This is a genomic window from Sulfitobacter sp. SBS6 (assembly GCF_048285585.1).
Classification (GTDB): domain Bacteria; phylum Pseudomonadota; class Alphaproteobacteria; order Rhodobacterales; family Rhodobacteraceae; genus Sulfitobacter; species Sulfitobacter pontiacus.
Window position 1 is genome coordinate 1 of record NZ_JBLWBA010000004.1, and the last position, 16,792, is coordinate 16,792.

The 16,792-nt window shown below is 59.8% G+C and carries 14 protein-coding genes and 1 tRNA gene; 7 read left to right on the forward strand and 8 right to left on the reverse strand.

The features are described from left to right. Window positions 1-360: 360 nt before the first annotated feature. The 3 genes from msrQ to clpB form a co-directional block, all read right to left on the reverse strand. Window positions 361-945 carry a protein-methionine-sulfoxide reductase heme-binding subunit MsrQ gene (msrQ, locus tag ACNQ62_RS01290; RefSeq protein WP_180828292.1) on the reverse strand — a complete coding sequence of 195 codons (585 nt, stop codon included), beginning with the start codon at window positions 943-945 and terminating at the stop codon, window positions 361-363. Between the two features lie 33 nt (window positions 946-978). After that, window positions 979-1,887 (reverse strand): protein-methionine-sulfoxide reductase catalytic subunit MsrP, encoded by a 909-nt coding sequence (gene msrP, locus ACNQ62_RS01295; RefSeq protein ID WP_418094028.1) that lies wholly within the window; start codon window positions 1,885-1,887, stop codon window positions 979-981. Between the two features lie 174 nt (window positions 1,888-2,061). Next, window positions 2,062-4,677, reverse strand: a complete 2,616-nt coding sequence (gene clpB / locus ACNQ62_RS01300) for an ATP-dependent chaperone ClpB (protein WP_237277795.1) — start codon at window positions 4,675-4,677, stop codon at window positions 2,062-2,064. A 416-nt stretch (window positions 4,678-5,093) separates the two neighbouring features. Between clpB and ACNQ62_RS01305 the strand changes: the two genes are divergently transcribed. From ACNQ62_RS01305 to ACNQ62_RS01315, 3 genes are all read left to right on the forward strand, one after another. Then, complete coding sequence (locus ACNQ62_RS01305; protein WP_037942855.1) at window positions 5,094-5,408, forward strand: hypothetical protein; 315 nt, start codon at window positions 5,094-5,096, stop codon at window positions 5,406-5,408. A gap of 218 nt (window positions 5,409-5,626) precedes the next feature. Further along, window positions 5,627-6,316 (forward strand): orotidine-5'-phosphate decarboxylase, encoded by a 690-nt coding sequence (pyrF, locus tag ACNQ62_RS01310; RefSeq protein ID WP_304950944.1) that lies wholly within the window; start codon window positions 5,627-5,629, stop codon window positions 6,314-6,316. A gap of 326 nt (window positions 6,317-6,642) precedes the next feature. Next, window positions 6,643-7,896: a DNA polymerase IV gene (locus ACNQ62_RS01315; RefSeq protein ID WP_418094029.1), complete on the forward strand. Its 1,254-nt coding sequence runs from the start codon at window positions 6,643-6,645 to the stop codon at window positions 7,894-7,896. On the opposite strand, the gene ACNQ62_RS01320 is transcribed toward ACNQ62_RS01315, so the two are convergent. Further along, the gene (locus ACNQ62_RS01320) at window positions 7,897-8,757 is read right to left on the reverse strand and encodes an N-formylglutamate amidohydrolase (RefSeq protein WP_005850159.1); all 861 of its coding nucleotides are present in this window, start codon (window positions 8,755-8,757) and stop codon (window positions 7,897-7,899) included. A 150-nt stretch (window positions 8,758-8,907) separates the two neighbouring features. Between ACNQ62_RS01320 and ACNQ62_RS01325 the strand changes: the two genes are divergently transcribed. The 4 genes from ACNQ62_RS01325 (at window position 8,908) to ACNQ62_RS01340 (ending at window position 11,370) form a co-directional block, all read left to right on the forward strand. Continuing rightward, window positions 8,908-8,982: transfer RNA gene (locus tag ACNQ62_RS01325), tRNA-Val, on the forward strand. A 76-nt stretch (window positions 8,983-9,058) separates the two neighbouring features. Continuing rightward, window positions 9,059-9,184 (forward strand): type B 50S ribosomal protein L36, encoded by a 126-nt coding sequence (gene ykgO, locus ACNQ62_RS01330; RefSeq protein WP_005850168.1) that lies wholly within the window; start codon window positions 9,059-9,061, stop codon window positions 9,182-9,184. Window positions 9,185-9,356: 172 nt separating this feature from the next. Further along, window positions 9,357-10,223: a glutathione-dependent disulfide-bond oxidoreductase gene (gene yghU, locus ACNQ62_RS01335; RefSeq protein WP_418094030.1), complete on the forward strand. Its 867-nt coding sequence runs from the start codon at window positions 9,357-9,359 to the stop codon at window positions 10,221-10,223. A 130-nt stretch (window positions 10,224-10,353) separates the two neighbouring features. Continuing rightward, on the forward strand, window positions 10,354-11,370 hold the full coding sequence (locus ACNQ62_RS01340) for a Fe(3+) ABC transporter substrate-binding protein (protein WP_037942848.1): 1,017 nt from the start codon (window positions 10,354-10,356) through the stop codon (window positions 11,368-11,370). 84 nt (window positions 11,371-11,454) lie between these two features. Here ACNQ62_RS01340 and ACNQ62_RS01345 read toward each other — a convergent pair whose 3' ends face one another. From ACNQ62_RS01345 to ACNQ62_RS01360, 4 genes are all read right to left on the reverse strand, one after another. After that, window positions 11,455-13,125 carry an ABC transporter permease gene (locus ACNQ62_RS01345; RefSeq protein WP_418094031.1) on the reverse strand — a complete coding sequence of 557 codons (1,671 nt, stop codon included), beginning with the start codon at window positions 13,123-13,125 and terminating at the stop codon, window positions 11,455-11,457. Window positions 13,126-13,261: 136 nt separating this feature from the next. Next, entirely contained in the window at window positions 13,262-14,488 is a 1,227-nt protein-coding gene (locus tag ACNQ62_RS01350) for a phenylacetate--CoA ligase family protein (protein ID WP_418094032.1), read from the reverse strand. A gap of 63 nt (window positions 14,489-14,551) precedes the next feature. Further along, a complete protein-coding gene (locus ACNQ62_RS01355) occupies window positions 14,552-15,388 on the reverse strand; it encodes an ATP-binding cassette domain-containing protein (RefSeq protein WP_184583436.1) in 837 nt (278 codons plus the stop codon). A gap of 76 nt (window positions 15,389-15,464) precedes the next feature. Beyond that, a complete protein-coding gene (locus tag ACNQ62_RS01360; protein ID WP_418094033.1) occupies window positions 15,465-16,745 on the reverse strand; it encodes an ABC transporter substrate-binding protein in 1,281 nt (426 codons plus the stop codon). Window positions 16,746-16,792 lie beyond the last annotated feature (47 nt).

Genomic DNA, 16,792 nt, shown 5'->3' on the forward strand with positions numbered 1-16,792 from the left:
CTACGTAAGACCCGAACCGTAGCCCGTCGTCCCCGTCTAGCGCCCCGTGTCTGCATGTCTGCGTCTCCGGTAAGGGGCGTTCTAAGGTTTGTTCCAAATGCCCGCAACCCCTTTTTTCGGATTATGACAGTTTTTCGCTACTTTCCGAATTTTCCTATAAAAACAACGGTTTGATTTTTGAAAATTCCGCGAGCCTCGCGTTTTGCGCAGCTTTATTTCGCACGCTAACACGTCATTGCCCCGCATCACTTACGCCCGCGCAGGTTATCCACAGACTCGCAGCGATAATGTGGATTGTTTCCCCTCCTCCGGTCCGAATCCGGCACAATCCCCGGCCCGCGCCGCCGCCCGAATTCGGAATCAGCGCCGCTTGGGGAGTCGGAGCACCAGCAAAGCCAGAATCGCCGCCATATAGAGGAGAGGTTCGATCTGGAAACCTTTAACCAGCCAGATGAAGTGCACCCCAGCCAGAATTGCAGCCAGATAGGTTAACCGGTGCAGCTTGCGCCACGTGGCCCCAAGCTTGCGGATCGAGAAGTTGTTCGATGTCGCTGCCAAGGGGACAAGACAGGCAAAACCCGCCATGCCGATCGTGATATACGGGCGCTTCAGAATGTCGGCCCAGATCTGCGAGAGGATCCCGACATCCAGCACCAGCCATACCAACAGGTGCAGCGAGACATATATAAAGGCGAGCAATCCCAGGGCGCGGCGAAACTTGATGAGGTTCAGCCGAAGGTAGCGCCGCGCGGGCGTGATCGCCAACCCGGCGATCAACAGTTGCAAGGCCAGCAACCCCAGCTCTTTTTCCAACGCCTTGATCGGCTCCGCCCCCAGCCCGCCGGTCTGCGCCTGAAACAGCAACCACGGGATTGGCAGAAGCCCCACTATATATACGACCCATGTCGGAACACGTCGCGCGACGGTATTCAGGCGATCGATCATACCGCCCTGCTCACTTCTATAGAGGACACGGGTTTAGATATCCTTGCTCAGGTCCATACCGGCATAGAGCTCCGCGACCTCGGCCTCGTACCCGTTGAACATCAGCGTGGGGATCCGCTTGGAGAAAAGCCCACCACCGATGACCCTTTCGCTGGCCTGCGACCAACGGGGGTGATCGACCTCGGGGTTCACATTACTATAAAAGCCGTACTCCCCGGCATTCGCCTTGTTCCAACTGGTTGGGGGCTGAGTATCCGTGAGGGTGATCCGCACCACGGATTTGATCGACTTGTAGCCATATTTCCACGGCACGACCAACCGCAGCGGTGCGCCGTTCTGTTTCGGGATATCCTTGCCATAGATGCCAGTGGCCATAATCGTCAGCGGATGCATCGCCTCGTCCAGACGCAACCCTTCGACGTAGGGCCAGTCGAGCACATTATAGGCGACGCCGGGCATTTCATCAGGACGCAGCGCAGTCTCGAAGGAGACGTATTTCGCGCCGGACTGCACACCGGCTATATTCAGCAGGTCCGCCAGCTCGAACCCGTTCCACGGGACCACCATTGACCACGCCTCGACACAGCGAAAACGATAGATACGCTCTTCGATCGTCATCTGCTGCATGATGTCGTCGAACCCATAGGCACCGGGCTTGTCGACCAGCCCGTCAATCTGCACCGTCCAGGGTTCAATCGTCAGACGGTCCGCGTATCTGGCGGGGTCGTCCTTGCCGGTGCCGAATTCATAGTAGTTATTGTAGCTGGTGATATCTTCGTAACTGTTCGGCTCTAGCCCCTCCGGCGCGGCAGAGGTGCGCCCCGCGATACCGGCCAACCCGATCCCCGCCAAAGCGCCCCCCATGATCTGACGTCGGTTCATAAATGCAGCATGCGGGGTGACGTCTTTATCCGTGAGTGTGTTGATCCAGCGATAGGCCATAACAGGCGCTCCTTACCAATATACATGGGTAGCCTACTGCGGGTTGTCGCGCCTACCAAATGCAATCCGCTACATTTCAGGAGACACACCGGAATGTCAGGGCAACACATGCGAACAGGGCCGAGGTTTCCCCCGGCCCTGCCCGATCACATCACCACACTATATACTATGTACCTAGTGGACGGTCGCTTCATCCGGTTTGGCGCGGTTGCTGGCGGCCACGCGGTCGCCGATGATCAGCCCTTCGGCACCAGCCTGCACGGGGATAAGATCCCCATCCAGCACGTCACCTGCCAAGATCATCTCGGCCAGCGGGTCCTGTAATGCGCGCTGGATCACCCGCTTCAGCGGACGCGCCCCGAACACCGGATCATAGCCTTCGTCGGCGAGCCACTTGCGCGCGCCTTCGTCCAGCTCCAACCCGATCTTGCGACCGGCGAGACGCTTCAGCAGACGGTTCACCTGAATGTCGACGATCCCCGCCATGTCGGCACGTGCCAAGCGGTCAAAGATCACCGTTTCATCCAGTCGGTTCAGGAATTCGGGGCGGAAGTGAGCCCGCACCGCATCCATCACATCCCGTTTCGCCTGCGCCATGTCGCCCCCTTCGGGCAACTGGCTCAGCGCTTGCGCCCCGAGGTTGCTGGTCAGCACAATCAGCGTCTGCTTGAAGTCGACCTTACGGCCCTGACCATCCGTCAGCACACCATCATCCAAGACCTGCAGCAACACGTTGAACACGTCGGGGTGCGCCTTCTCGACCTCGTCGAACAGCACGACCTGATAGGGTCTGCGCCGCACGGCTTCGGTCAATACGCCACCTTCGTCATAGCCAACATACCCGGGAGGCGCGCCGATCAGACGGGCCACGGCATGTTTCTCCATGAACTCAGACATGTCGATCCGCACCATCGCGTTCTCGTCGTCGAACAGGAATTCGGCGACGGCCTTGGTCAGCTCGGTCTTACCGACACCAGTCGGCCCGAGGAACAGGAAGCTGCCCAAGGGGCGGGCCTCGTCATTCAGGCCAGCACGCGCACGGCGCACCGCGTTCGACACAGCTTTGACCGCGAGGTTCTGACCAATGACACGGTTGTGCAACTGGTCTTCCATGCGCAGCAACTTGTCCCGCTCGCCTTCCAGCATACGACCCGCGGGGATACCCGTCCAACGTTCGACGACGCTGGCGATCTGGTCCGGGCGTACGGCCTCTTCGACCATAACGTCGGCTTCGTTCTCTTCGGCCTCGCCCAGTTTGCGTTCAAGCTGCGGGATCACGCCATAGGAAAGCTCCCCCGCTTTGGCGAGGTTGCCTTCGCGCTTGGCGATCTCAAGCTCGGCGCGGGCACGGTCCAGCTGCTCTTTCAGCTCGCGCGCGCCCTCAAGGCGATCACGTTCGCCCTGCCACTGCGCAGTCATGGCATCGGCCTTTTCCTGCAGATCCCCCAGCTCTTTCTCCAGCTTGTCCAAGCGGTCCTTGCTGGCAGCGTCGTCCTCTTTCTTCAACGCCTCGGCTTCGATCTGAAGCTGCATGATCTGACGATCCAGCGCATCCAGCTCTTCCGGTTTGCTGTCGACTTCCATCCGCAGACGGCTCGCGGCCTCGTCCACAAGGTCGATTGCCTTGTCGGGCAGGAAACGGTCCGTGATATAGCGATGCGACAGGGTCGCCGCCGCCACAAGGGCAGAGTCGCTGATCCGCACACCGTGGTGCAGCTCGTACTTCTCCTTAATGCCTCGCAGGATCGACACCGTATCCTCGACCGTAGGTTCGCTGACCATCACAGGCTGGAACCGACGGGCAAGTGCTGCGTCTTTTTCGACATACTTACGGTATTCGTCCAAGGTCGTCGCACCAACGCAGTGCAATTCACCCCGCGCCAACGCCGGTTTGATGAGGTTGGCCGCGTCCATCGCGCCGTCCGCCTTACCGGCGCCAACCAGCGTGTGCATCTCGTCAATGAACAGGATCACCTCGCCCGCGGCTTCGGTGACTTCGGTCAGGACGGCTTTCAACCGTTCTTCGAACTCGCCACGATACTTCGCGCCGGCAATCAGCGCGCCCATGTCCAGTGCCAACAAGCGTTTGTTGCGCAGGGATTCGGGCACATCGCCATCCACGATCCGCAGGGCGAGTCCCTCGGCAATCGCGGTTTTACCTACGCCGGGCTCACCGATCAGCACCGGGTTGTTCTTGGTACGGCGGCTCAACACCTGCATGGCGCGACGAATTTCCTCGTCCCGACCGATGATCGGGTCGATTTTGCCTTCGCGGGCACGTTCCGTCAGATCAAGGCTGTACTTCTTGAGCGCCTCATACCCGTCTTCCGCACTGGCCGTATCAGCCGTGCGCCCTTTCCGGATATCATTGATAGCGGCGTTCAACCCCTGTGCGGTGACCTTACCCGCATCCAACGCGGTTTTCGCACCGGATTTCACCATCGCAAGGGCCATCAGCACGCGTTCGACCGGCACAAAGCTGTCGCCCGCTTTTTTGGCCAGCGTCTCTGCTTCGGCCAGCACTTTTGCGGTGGCATTATCAAGGTATACCTGCGCGGCGTCGCCCGACACCTTGGGCAGCTTGCCCAAAGACAGCGTCAGAGTTTCAGTCACACGTGCAGGATCGCCACCGGCAGCAGCAATCAGATTGCTCGCCAGCCCTTGGTCATCATCCAGCAGTGCTTTCAATAAATGCTCCGGCGTCAGCCGTTGGTGGCTTTCACGCGTCGCGATTGTTTGCGCAGCCTGAATAAAGCCGCGCGACCGTTCTGTGAACTTGCTCAAGTCCATGAGCTTCTCCTTTTCTTAAAGCGACCACAGAGAAGATGCCTGCTTTGCAGCACATCATGGCGTGATCCTCGGGATAGAATTTGGGGACAGAAGGAAGGGATTCAAGAGAGTCGCCTCACAAAAGCGTCAACAAAAAACATACACCTTTTAAGATTATTTTTCAGACTGGTGGGATTTCGCCACATTGCGAACACATTGGAATCCCACAAGAAAAGTGCAGTTTCGCAATTTGTCGCTCATAGCAAGAAATAATTACAAAAATGTTAATTGACTGATTTTAAGCGAAAATTTACATTTATACACATGACGGATGCTCCCCAGTGGAACCATTTAGTCACACATACGTTGTACTGGCAGATGAACGAAAACAAATCGAGCCGACTTTAAACAGTACAACAAATCCTTGAGGTACGAACATGCAGACGCGCCAGATTCAGATGAACGACGTTATCTACAACGCGGCAGAGCAATGCTTCGAAGCTTTGGTCACCGTCCACGATGGCGATCGGTCCCGCAAATATGCCTGCGCCATCAACGCGCCGATGACGATGTCCTTTGATCAAGCTGCCAAAGGCCTGACTAAACAGGCCGAGCGTCGCCATATAAGCCGCGGCGGTATGTATTCCGAAATCCGCGCCCAGAAGCCCGCACAACGCAGTGGCCGCCCTCGGTTCGATCCAAAAGCTTGGCTGCGCCATGTCGCCAACCTTCCCGGCCTTCGCGCCGCCTGATTTACAGTTTCGGCGGAACTGCCTGCGCGCCCGTCCCGGCGCGTGTCCCGCCCAATCCAGAGACAACTGCCTGCCTGCACGTCTCTGACACTCGCCCGGACAGCGACTGCGCTGCCCGGGCCTTTTTCTTTGCGCGATCCCTGTTTTCATAGACATGTCATGTCGAACACCGTAAGCCTCCGGCGTTTGCCAAATCTCATCACTTCGGAGCCCGCCCCATGTCAGATGACCGCCTGATCGTTGCCCTTGATGTCCCCCACGCTGTTGCCGGCCTTGAACTGACCCAAAAGCTGGGCGACGCGGTGAGCTTTTATAAAATTGGTCTGGGCATGTTGACGGGCGGCGGCCTGGCGCTTGCGAACGAACTGATCCAGGAACACGGCAAACGCATTTTTCTGGACATGAAACTGTTCGATATCAGCGCGACCGTCGAGGCAGCGGTGCGCGGGCTTGCGCAGTTCGACCTCGATTTTCTGACCGTGCACGGTGACCCCCATGTTGTCCGTGCCGCGATGGAAGGCGCCGCAGGATCCCGCACCAAGATTTTGGCGGTGACCATCCTGACTTCCCTGGACCGCAACGATCTGGACGCGGCGATGATCCAGTCGGGCGATATCCCCGATCTGGTCCAGACCCGCGCCGGGCGCGCGCTGGAGGCTGGTGCTGACGGCGTCATCGCTTCCCCGCAAGAGGCGCGCCTGATCCGTGCCCTACCCGAGGCCAACGGCAAGCTGATCGTCACCCCTGGCGTGCGACCAAGCGGGGCGGCCCTTGGCGACCAGAAACGCGTGGCAGCACCGGGGCAGGCGATCTTGGACGGGGCGGATCACATCGTCGTTGGTCGCCCGATCTGGCAGGCCGAAGACCCCGCCGCCGCCGCCCGCGCGGTGCTGGCAGAGCTGCCCTAAACGCAGCCGAAATGCGCGAAACCCAACAAATAGCGCATTTTCGCCTATGTGATAAATCGGTAACAAACATGAACTGGCTGCCAGCAACTGGAACTTCCGTGTATGTTTTATGACATTCATATGGCAACCTTACTTTGGTGATACTCCCCGACGGACTGGTTCTTCCTGAAGTCCGTCACCTCCCCCCGCTTCAGGCGGGGGTCTTTCTTTGCCCCACCTCGCATCCGCTTTTCTCCCTCTACTCGACGCTGCACGTATGTGCATGGCGAATTCGCGTGTGATCGGGTAGACTTGCGTTAACCAGCCCTTAACCCTACCTGACCGCCATGCCCGCCCTCTGCCGAGACTGCCTGTCCGAAATCGCGCCCGCGCGCCGGTGCTCTGCCTGCGGCAGCCCGCGTATCTCGTCACACCCCGAATTATTCGACCTTTCCATCGCCCATATGGATTGCGATGCCTTCTACGCATCCGTAGAGAAACGCGACAATCCGGCGCTGAATGGCAAGCCCGTGATCATCGGGGGCGGACGCCGTGGGGTCGTGTCGACCGCCTGCTATATCGCGCGGATCAAAGGGGTCCGGTCCGCCATGCCGATGTTCCAGGCGCTGAAACTCTGCCCCGAAGCGATCATCATCAAGCCACGCATGGATGCATATGTCGAAGCCTCCCGCGCGATCCGCGCCATGATGGAAGAGCTCACCCCCGCCCTGCAGCCGCTGTCGCTGGACGAGGCGTTTCTGGACATGACCGGCACAACCAAGCTGCACGGGGCACCCCCTGCCGTGATGCTTGCGCGACTGGTGCGTCGCATGAAGGTCGAACTGGGGCTGACCGGATCAATCGGTCTGTCACACAACAAGTTTTTGGCCAAAGTCGCCTCTGACCTTGATAAGCCGCACGGGTTTTCAGTGATCGGCAAGGAAGAAACACAAAGGTTTCTGAATGACAAACCGGTGAGCATGATCTGGGGCGTGGGCGCAGCAACGCTTGGGTCCCTGAACAAGGCCGGCATCCAGACCTTCGCGGACCTGCTGCGATGGGAAAGGGCCGATCTGATCGCGCGTTTCGGCAGTATGGGCGACCGCCTGTGGCATCTGGCGCGCGGCCAAGACAACCGCCGTGTTTCCGCGCATGAACCGATGAAATCCATCAGCAACGAAACCACCTTCAACGAAGACACCTCCGACCCTGACCTTCTGGACGGCCATCTGTGGCGCATGGCGCAAAAGGTGGCGGACCGCGCCAAGGCCAAAGACCTTGCTGGCCGGGTTGTCGTGCTCAAGCTCAAACGGGCCGATTTCTCGCTGATCACGCGGCGGGTGTCGCTGTATGACCCGACGCAACTGGCCGACCGCATCTACCGCACCGCGCGCGGGCTGTTTGACCAGCTTGGTGAACCGGGGCCTTTCCGGCTGCTCGGGTGTGGCATTTCGGACCTGAGCGCGGCTGACGGTGCCGATACCGCGGGCGACCTGCTGGACCCGGATGCCGCCCGCCGGGGTCAGGCAGAGCGGGCAACAGATGCCATCCGCAACCGGTTCGGGGACAAGGCAATCGTCAAGGGGCGTGCGCTGCGCTGATCACTCCGCCGCGAGGGCGAGGCTTTCTGGACGGATCCGCGCAATCTCTGCCACAACGCCGCGAAGCGCTTTTTGGACATCCTCGAAATCACCGTTGGGGCGCACCAGAGATTCGTTCATATACAGCGACCGGTCCAATTCGACCTGCACCGCATGCTGCCCCCGTGCCGGACGACCGTAAGCTTGGGTGATATAGGCCCCCGCAAAGGGCGTATTGCGGGTGACAGTGAACCCTGCCTTGACGAAAGCGGCCTCTATCTGATCCACAACATCGCTGCTGGCTGCCGCGCCGAACCGGTCACCCAAGACCACTTCAGGCCGTTTCAACCCCATACGCGCGACGCCATCCATCGCCTCGTGCGGCATCGAATGGCAATCCACCAAGATCGCCTGCCCGTGATCCGCCCGCGCGTCGTTCAGCAGGCTTTGCAACATATCGTGGTACGGCACCCAATAGGTGGCGATTCGCGCCCGTGCTTCATCCAGTGTTAATTTGCCCTGATAAATCGAGCGCCCGTTCGCCACGACACGCGGAATAACCCCCAATCCGGAGGCAACCCGCGGGTTATGCGCCTGCCGCCGAACCCCTTCGATCAGGGCCGGGTCAAGCTCGTCTCGGGACCGGTTCAGATCAAGGAACGCACGGGGGGCTCCCGCCATCAGAAACGGAGCCCCGAAATGGGGGGCAGAATTAAACAAAAGATCAACAAACGCGTCCTCTGACGAGCGTATACTATGCCCGTCCAACACCGTGGACCGCAGGAAGGAAAAGCTGTAATTCCGCCCTGAATGAGGGGATGCAAACACCGCGCAGGAACGGGCTTGATCGGGGCGAACGACTTCGTAGGCGATGTGTGGCATTGTTGCACCTTTCAAGAATGATCATAGCGCATGTTTTTACAAAGCCAAAACCCCTTGATCATGCCTCCGACTCTATTTATAGACCCCGCTACCGGCGCGAATATCTCGCGCCCCGATTTGGTTTGGGGTGCAAATTTCGTGCTACATAGGGGGTGATTAGCTCAGCGGTAGAGCACTTCGTTGACATCGAAGGGGTCACTGGTTCGATCCCAGTATCGCCCACCACCTAATTCATGGTTCAGCACTCGCTGAACTGCCCGCAACCCGGCGCTGGCCCGCGCCACGACACAGGAGAACGACCATGAAGGTTCGCAATTCGCTCCGCTCGCTCAAGAACCGGCACCGTGACTGCCGCGTTGTGCGTCGCAAAGGCCGCGTTTACGTAATCAACAAAACGCAGCGCCGTTTCAAAGCCCGTCAGGGTTAAGCTTCGCGCGCATTTGATGAAAGGCCGCTCCTTCGGGGGCGGCTTTTTTCGTTTGGGCCGCCGTCAACCGCGCCTCCCCCCTGCCCCAGCCAATCTGTGCTGACCTCTTGCGATCCCCCCAATACCGCTTAGGTTCTCCTCAGACTTCATCAGACGAACTGAAAGGGATCTCATGACCGATCTGCCCGACTACACCCCGCCCACCGTATGGGAGTGGGAACCCGGCAATGGCGGTAAATTCGCCAATATCAACCGCCCCATCGCAGGCCCCACCGCAGACAAAGAGCTGCCGGTCGGCAAACATCCCTATCAGCTTTATTCCCTCGCGACGCCCAATGGCGTCAAAGTCACCGTGCTGCTGGAAGAACTACTGGCCGCCGGGCACAAGGGTGCCGAGTATGACGCGTGGCTGATCAACATCGGCGAAGGGGATCAATTCGGATCCGGCTTTGTCGACATCAACCCGAACTCCAAAATTCCCGCGATGATGGACCGGTCCGGCGACGCGCCGCAGCGCCTGTTTGAATCCGGGTCGATCATGCTGCATCTGGCCGAGAAGTTCGGCGAATTCATCCCCAAAGACCCAAGCCAGCGCACCGAATGTATGTCGTGGCTGTTCTGGCAAATGGGCAGCGCGCCCTATCTTGGCGGCGGCTTCGGCCATTTCTACGCCTATGCGCCGGTCAAGATTAAGTACTGCATCGACCGTTTCGCGATGGAGACCAAGCGCCAGCTTGACGTGCTCGATCGTCACCTTGCCGATAACGAATACATGGCGGGCGAATATTCGATCGCGGATATGGCGATCTGGGCGTGGTACGGGCAGCTGGTTCTGGGCCGTCTCTATGACGCGGCAGAGTTCCTGAATGTCGATTCCTACGAAAACCTGATGAAATGGGCCAAGAAGATCGACGCGCGCCCTGCCGTTACACGTGGTCGCATGGTCAACCGACCCTTCGGTGAACCCGAAATGCAGCTGCACGAACGCCACGATGCCAGCGATTTTGACACAAAGACTCAGGACAAAATCGGCGACTGATCCCGCGCGTCTTGCCGCCCCCTCGCGGCAAGACGCTTGTCCTATTAATTCACTCAAGTATTCCTTGATATCAGCCCTCAAATCTGTTTCTTACTCTTTTTATAGGTTTTACACAGATGGAGGTCACCTGATGACTCTGACGAAATCCGCTTTCACGGCCGCCTTGATGGCCACAGTTGCGATGCCAGCATTGGCCGAAGGGCAGCTGAACCTCTACTCCTCGCGTCACTACGACACAGACGAACGTCTGTATTCCGACTTTACCGAGCAGACCGGCATCACCATCAACCGCATCGAAGGCAAAGCAGACGAGCTGCTGGCGCGTATGGAAGCCGAGGGTGCAAACTCCCCCGCGGACGTTCTGATCACCGTCGACACCAGCCGCCTGAGCCGCGCCAAGGAAATGGGCCTCCTGCAATCCGTTGACAGCGACATCCTCGAAGAGCGTATCCCCAGCAACCTGCAAGACGCTGACAACGACTGGTTCGGCTTTTCGCAGCGCGCGCGGATCATCTTTTACAGCAAGGACGCGGTAGACAACCCGCCGCAGAACTATCTGGATCTTGCCGATCCTGCCTATGAAGGTCAGGTCTGCATCCGTTCCTCCACCAACTCCTACAACCAGACTCTGCTGGCGGCGTTGGTCACGCACCACGGTGAAGAGAAAGCCACCGAATGGGCACAGGGCGTTGTGAACAACATGGCACGTGCACCACAGGGCGGTGACACCGACCAGCTGCGTGGCCTGGTATCGGGCGAATGCGAAATCTCCGTCTCGAACTCCTACTACTTTGCCCGTGCCATCCGCACCGAAGTAGACGGGCTGAGCGCCGATCTGGATAAAATCGGTCTGGTGTTCCCCGACCAGGAAGGCAACGGCGCGCACATGAACCTGTCGGGTGCCGGTGTTGCAGCAAATGCGCCAAACCGTGACAACGCGGTCAAGTTCCTCGAGTATCTGTCCTCCGACAGCGCGCAGGCCTACTTCTCTGCTGGGAACGACGAATTCCCCGCCGTCGAAGGTGTAGAGCTTGCGGAATCGGTCGAGAAGCTGGGCGAGTTCAAAGCAGACGAGGTGAACCTGTCCGAAGTGGCCAAGAACATCCCCACAGCACAGAAAATCTTTAACGCGGTTGGCTGGGAATAATCCCAGCCTGCCACGGCAGAGACATGACATTGAACCGCATCGGCCCTGGGCCGGTGCGGTTTTTTCATACGCAAAGGGAAATGTTTATTTTTGCCGCCCGACCTGACGGCAGATCAGGATCACGGGCAGCAATCCCATCGCCACGATCACAAGGCTCGGCACCGCCGCCCCGTCCAGCCGCTCGTCGCTTGCCAGCCGGTAGGCCTGTACCGCCAGCGTGTCGTAGTTGAACGGCCGCATGATCAGCGTTGCAGGCAGCTCTTTCATCACATCGACGAAAACGATCAGCAACGCGGTCAGCAGGCTTGGTGATAGGATCGGTAGATGCACACGGCGCAGCGTGCCCACAGGGGTTTCCCCCAATGACCGTGCGGCAGAGTCCATATTGGCATGCACCATCGCCTGCCCCCCCTCATACGCCCCCAGAGCCGCCGCAAGGAAGCGTACCATGTAGGCGGCGACGAGCAGCCAGATCGACCCGGTGACCAGCAGCCCGGTCGATATGTCGAAGGTGCTGCGCATCCAGGCATCAAGCTGGTTATCAAAGGTCGCAAAGGGCACCATCAGCCCCACGGCAATCACCCCGCCCGGCACCGCATAGCCCAACCGCGCGATATAGCCTGCACCGAACGACAGCTTGCACGGACGCAACCGCTGGAAGAACCCCACGCAGACTGCAGCGGCCACGGTCAGCACCGCCGCCACCCCCGCCAGCGTGGCAGAGTTGCGTATGAAGCCCAGATAGCGCGGGCTCAGCAGGTCTTGCTCTGACCCGATGCCCATCCAGATCAGCACGATCACCGGCAGGATCGCCCCAAAGACAACGGGAATACCGCAGGCCAGCATCGCGGCGGCGGCCTGCCACCCCTTAAGCTGCGCGGGCGGCATCGCCACGGCACGCCGCGCCGGATCGTGGTATTGCGCCTTGCCGCGCTGGATACGCTCCAGCATCGCGAGCAGCAGCGCAAAACTGAGCAAGCACAGTGCAAGCTGCGCCGCACCAGCGCGGTCGAACAGGGAAAACCAGCTGGTGTAGATCCCTGTCGCAAAAGTCTGCACACTGAAATAGGCGACGGTGCCGAAATCGGCGATCGTCTCCATGACGGTCAGCAGAACACCTGCGGCAATCGCCGGTCGGGCCAGCGGCAGGCTCACCTTGAAGAAGGCCGCCCAGGCACTGCTACCCAAGGCACGTGCTGCCAGAAACGTCGTGGCGGATTGCTGCAGGAACGCGGCGCGCGCCAAGAGGTAGACGTAGGGATATAGCACCAGCACCAGCATCAAGGCCGCGCCGCCAAGGGACCGGATTTCCGGGAACCAGTAGTCGCGCGGACCCCAGCCCGTGACGTCACGCAGCACCGTTTGCACGATTCCGGGGTGGTCAAGGATATGCGTGTAGGCATAGGCCAGCACATAGGCGGGAAAGGCCAGCGGCAGCACCAGCGCGATTTCAAGCATGCGGGCACCGGGGAAGCGGGTCATGGTCACCAGCCACGCGGTCCCCACGCCCAAGGCAAAGGTGCCCGTGGCCACCATTGCGACCAGCAGAAGGGTGGTGCCCGCGTACCCCAGCAGCACCGTATCGATCAGGTGGCGCACCGTATCGGTGCCCCCGACCAGCGCGGCCAGCAAAACGGCCACCATCGGTAAGGCACAGGTCGCCGCAATCGCGACCGCAACCCCCGCCAGCAAACGCACGCCATCCCGCGATCTTTTCACGGCGGCGGGGCTTGTATTGATATCCTGTGTCGTCATGCGATCGGTTTCGACTAATTCAGTCGGAAATACCAGCGGGATGACTGAAAATTGTAGCGCGAGGCGCAGGTGCAAAGGCGTGATCCTGCCTTTGCAGCAGAATCTCCGGTGTCAGGATGCGTGCCTTCAGCACGGGTCAGTCATAGCTGCGCTGGTCTTCGATCACCAATCCGTCGTTGGGCAGGCTGCCCGGCGCGGCCAGCACGACCTTGCCCTTCAGCTTGAGAAGCGCGGCGATAGAGGCACCGTAGCTGTCCGCGTCATCACCCGTCGTCTCAAGATGCACAGTCATGACGTCCTGTTCATTCGCACGGCTTGCCACCACGCGGGCCTTCGTGACCTCGGGGTGATTAGCAACAAGCGCCGCGACCTGTTCGGGGCGTACGAACATGCCCTTGATCTTGGTGGTCTGATCCGCACGGCCCATCCAGCCCTTGATGCGCATATTGGTCCGCCCGCAAGGAGACGCCCCCGGCAGCACGGCGCTCAGGTCGCCTGTGGCGAAGCGGATCAGCGGATAGTCGGGGTTCAAGGTGGTCACGACGACCTCGCCCACCTCGCCCGGAGCGACGGGGGTGCCGGTGCCGGGGGTCACGATCTCGACGATCACATTCTCGTCCACGATCATACCTTCGGCGGCGGGGCTTTCGTAGGCGATGTTGCCCAGGTCCGCCGTTGCATAGCTTTGCAAACAGGTGATCCCCCGCTCTGCATAATAGTCGCGCAAGGACGGGAACAGCGCGCCCCCGCCCACGGCCGCTTTGGTGATGCCAAGGGTCACCCCCATCTCATCCGCTTTTTCGAGAATGATCTTGAGGTAATCCGGCGTGCCGGCATAGGCGGTCGTGCCGATATCGCGCGCGGCGATGACCTGCATTTCGGTCTGCCCGGTGCCCGCCGGCAGCACCGCAGCCCCCACAGCCCGCGCCCCGGATTCAAAGATCATGCCCGCAGGTGTCAGGTGATAGCCAAAACAGTTCTGGACGATGTCGCCCTCGCCAATCCCCACCGCATGCAGGAACCGCCCCATGCGCCACCAGTCCGGCGCGTCGGACGAGGGTTCATAGATCGGGCCGGGAGACTGGAAGATATGGGTAAACGCATGGGCGGGTTTGGTGGTGAAACCGCCAAAGGGGGCCGACTGCGCCTGCTGTTTCCCGATCTCGGATTTGCGCAGAACCGGCAGCGCGGCCAACGCCTCGACATTGGTGATCGTGTCTGGCGCGACCCCGTCCAACGATCCGGCATAGCCCGGCAGCGCCTGCGCCCGTGCGATCTGCGCGGGCAAGGTCCGGGCAAGATCGGCCGCCCGTGTCTCGGGGCTGCGGGTCTCTAGGCTGTCAAAATAGGACGTCTGTGCCATGTCGCTTACTCGCAATTCATCTGGGTGGTCAGGAAATGGAAAACTTGTGGGCCGTGCGCTGGATCAGCTGAGCCAGCGTTTGCGGCGCCGATAGCTGCGGACATCGCGGAAGGATTTGCGCCCCTCGTCCGACATGCCAAGGTAGAATTCCTTGACGTCCTGGTTCTCGCGCAGGTCGGCGGCAGGGCCGTCCATCACGACGCGACCGGATTCCAGAATATAGCCGTAATGCGCAAAGCGCAGGGCAACGTTGGTGTTCTGTTCGGCCAGCAAGAAGGTCACGCCTTCGTTTTCATTCACCGATTTGACGATCTCGAAAATCTGTTCGACCAACTGCGGCGCAAGACCCATCGATGGCTCGTCCAGCAGGATCGTTTCAGGGCGCGACATCAGGGCGCGACCGATGGCGCACATCTGCTGTTCCCCGCCCGAGGTATAGCCCGCCTGAGATTTGCGCCGTTCGCGCAGCCGTGGGAAATAGTCGTACACCATTTCCAGATCACGGGCGATCGCCGCCTTGCCGTCATTGCGGGTATAGGCACCGGTCAACAGGTTCTCTTCGATGGTCAGGTGTTCAAAGCAATGCCGTCCCTCCATCACCTGCACGACACCACGTTTCACCATCTCTGCGGGGTCGAGCTTGTGCACCGGATCATTGCGATATTTGATCGACCCTTTGGTGACCTCGCCCCGTTCGGAATGCAGCAGGTTGGAAATCGCCTTGAGCGTGGTGGTCTTGCCCGCGCCATTGCCACCCAACAGGGCCGTGATACCGCCCTTGGGCACCTTCAGGCTCACGCCCTTCAGCACCAGAATGACCGAGTTATAGATCACCTCGATATTATTGACCTCAAGAAGGGTCTCGACCTGCGCGTCGGGCGTTGGGGTGGCATCCAGCATGGGTGTCTCTTTCACTAGGTGGCGTGGGGGTCGGGCGCGGCAACAATGCCGCCGCGCCCTTGTTCAAGGGCTGCGCTTAGCAGCTGGGTTCGATACCGGATTCCGCGGCAAAGGCCTGCGCATCTTCGGTCACCAGCGGGGCCAGCACGTCTTGGTCCGACTGGATGTAGTCGGTGATCAGGCTCCAGCTGTCGGCAGCAGCATCCCACTGCGCCACAGCCCCAAAGCCGTTACCGCCGTGGTTTTCACAAGACACCGTGAACTCTGGCCCAAAGTTCGGCAAACCCAGATCCGCCATCTTGGCTTCGGTGATTTCCAGTGCTTCCATGCCGTCACGCATCTGCGCCGGTGTCAGCGCCTTGGTGTCATGGATACCCTGCGCCGTTTTGGCAGCTTCGGCAGCCAGCATCGCGGCGTAAAGGCCACGGTTATACAAAGCGGTCCCGATCTGGTCGCCCGCACCTGCGGCCTTGCCAGTATCAACAACATACTTCTGGATGTCGTCGAACACGGGGAAGTCATCGCCCACGTTGTGGAACGTCAGCGCCTTGTAGCCATTGGCTTTGTCACCCGCTGGACGCACGTCGTTCTCGGAACCGGACCACCAGATGCCGATGAACTGATCCATCGGATAGCGGATGTTCGCGGCTTCCTGCACGGCGACTTGGTTCATCACACCCCAACCGTACATGATCACATTGTCCGGCTTTTCACGACGGATCTGCAACCACTGGGATTTCTGTTCCTGACCGGGGTGGTCAACAGGCAGCAAGGACAGTTCGAACCCGTGCTTTTTGCCCAGCTCTTCCAGGGTGCGGATCGGCTCTTTGCCGTAGGCAGAGTTGTGATAGACCAGCGCGATTTTCTTACCTTCAAGGCTGCCACCGTTCAGATCCAGCAGGTGCTTGATCGCGACCGAAGCGCCGTCCCAGTAGTTGGTGGGGTAGTTGAAGATATTCTTGAACACCGACCCGTCTTTGGCCGATGTCCGGCCATACCCCATAGAGTGGACAGGGATGCCATCTGCCGTCGCTTTGGGGATCAGCTGATAGGTGATGCCGGTGGACAGCGGTTGATAGACCAGCGCGCCTTCGCCCTTGGTGCTTTCATAGCATTCCACACCCTTTTCGGTGTTATAGCCGGTTTCACATTCGATCATCCGGATCGATTCGCCACCGATACCGCCATCACGTTCGTTCAGCAGCGTGAAGTAATCCGCATAGCCGTCGGCAAAGGGAATCCCGTTTGCCGCATAAGGGCCCGTGCGATAGCTGAGCGACGGGAATACAAGCTCTGCCATTGCAGGGCCCGCAGCCAGAGCAGCGCCAAGCGCCAACGTAGTCATCTTCAGTTTCATCGGTGTTTCCTCCCTTGGATGTATCCGATCTTGCCGGGTTGTCCCGG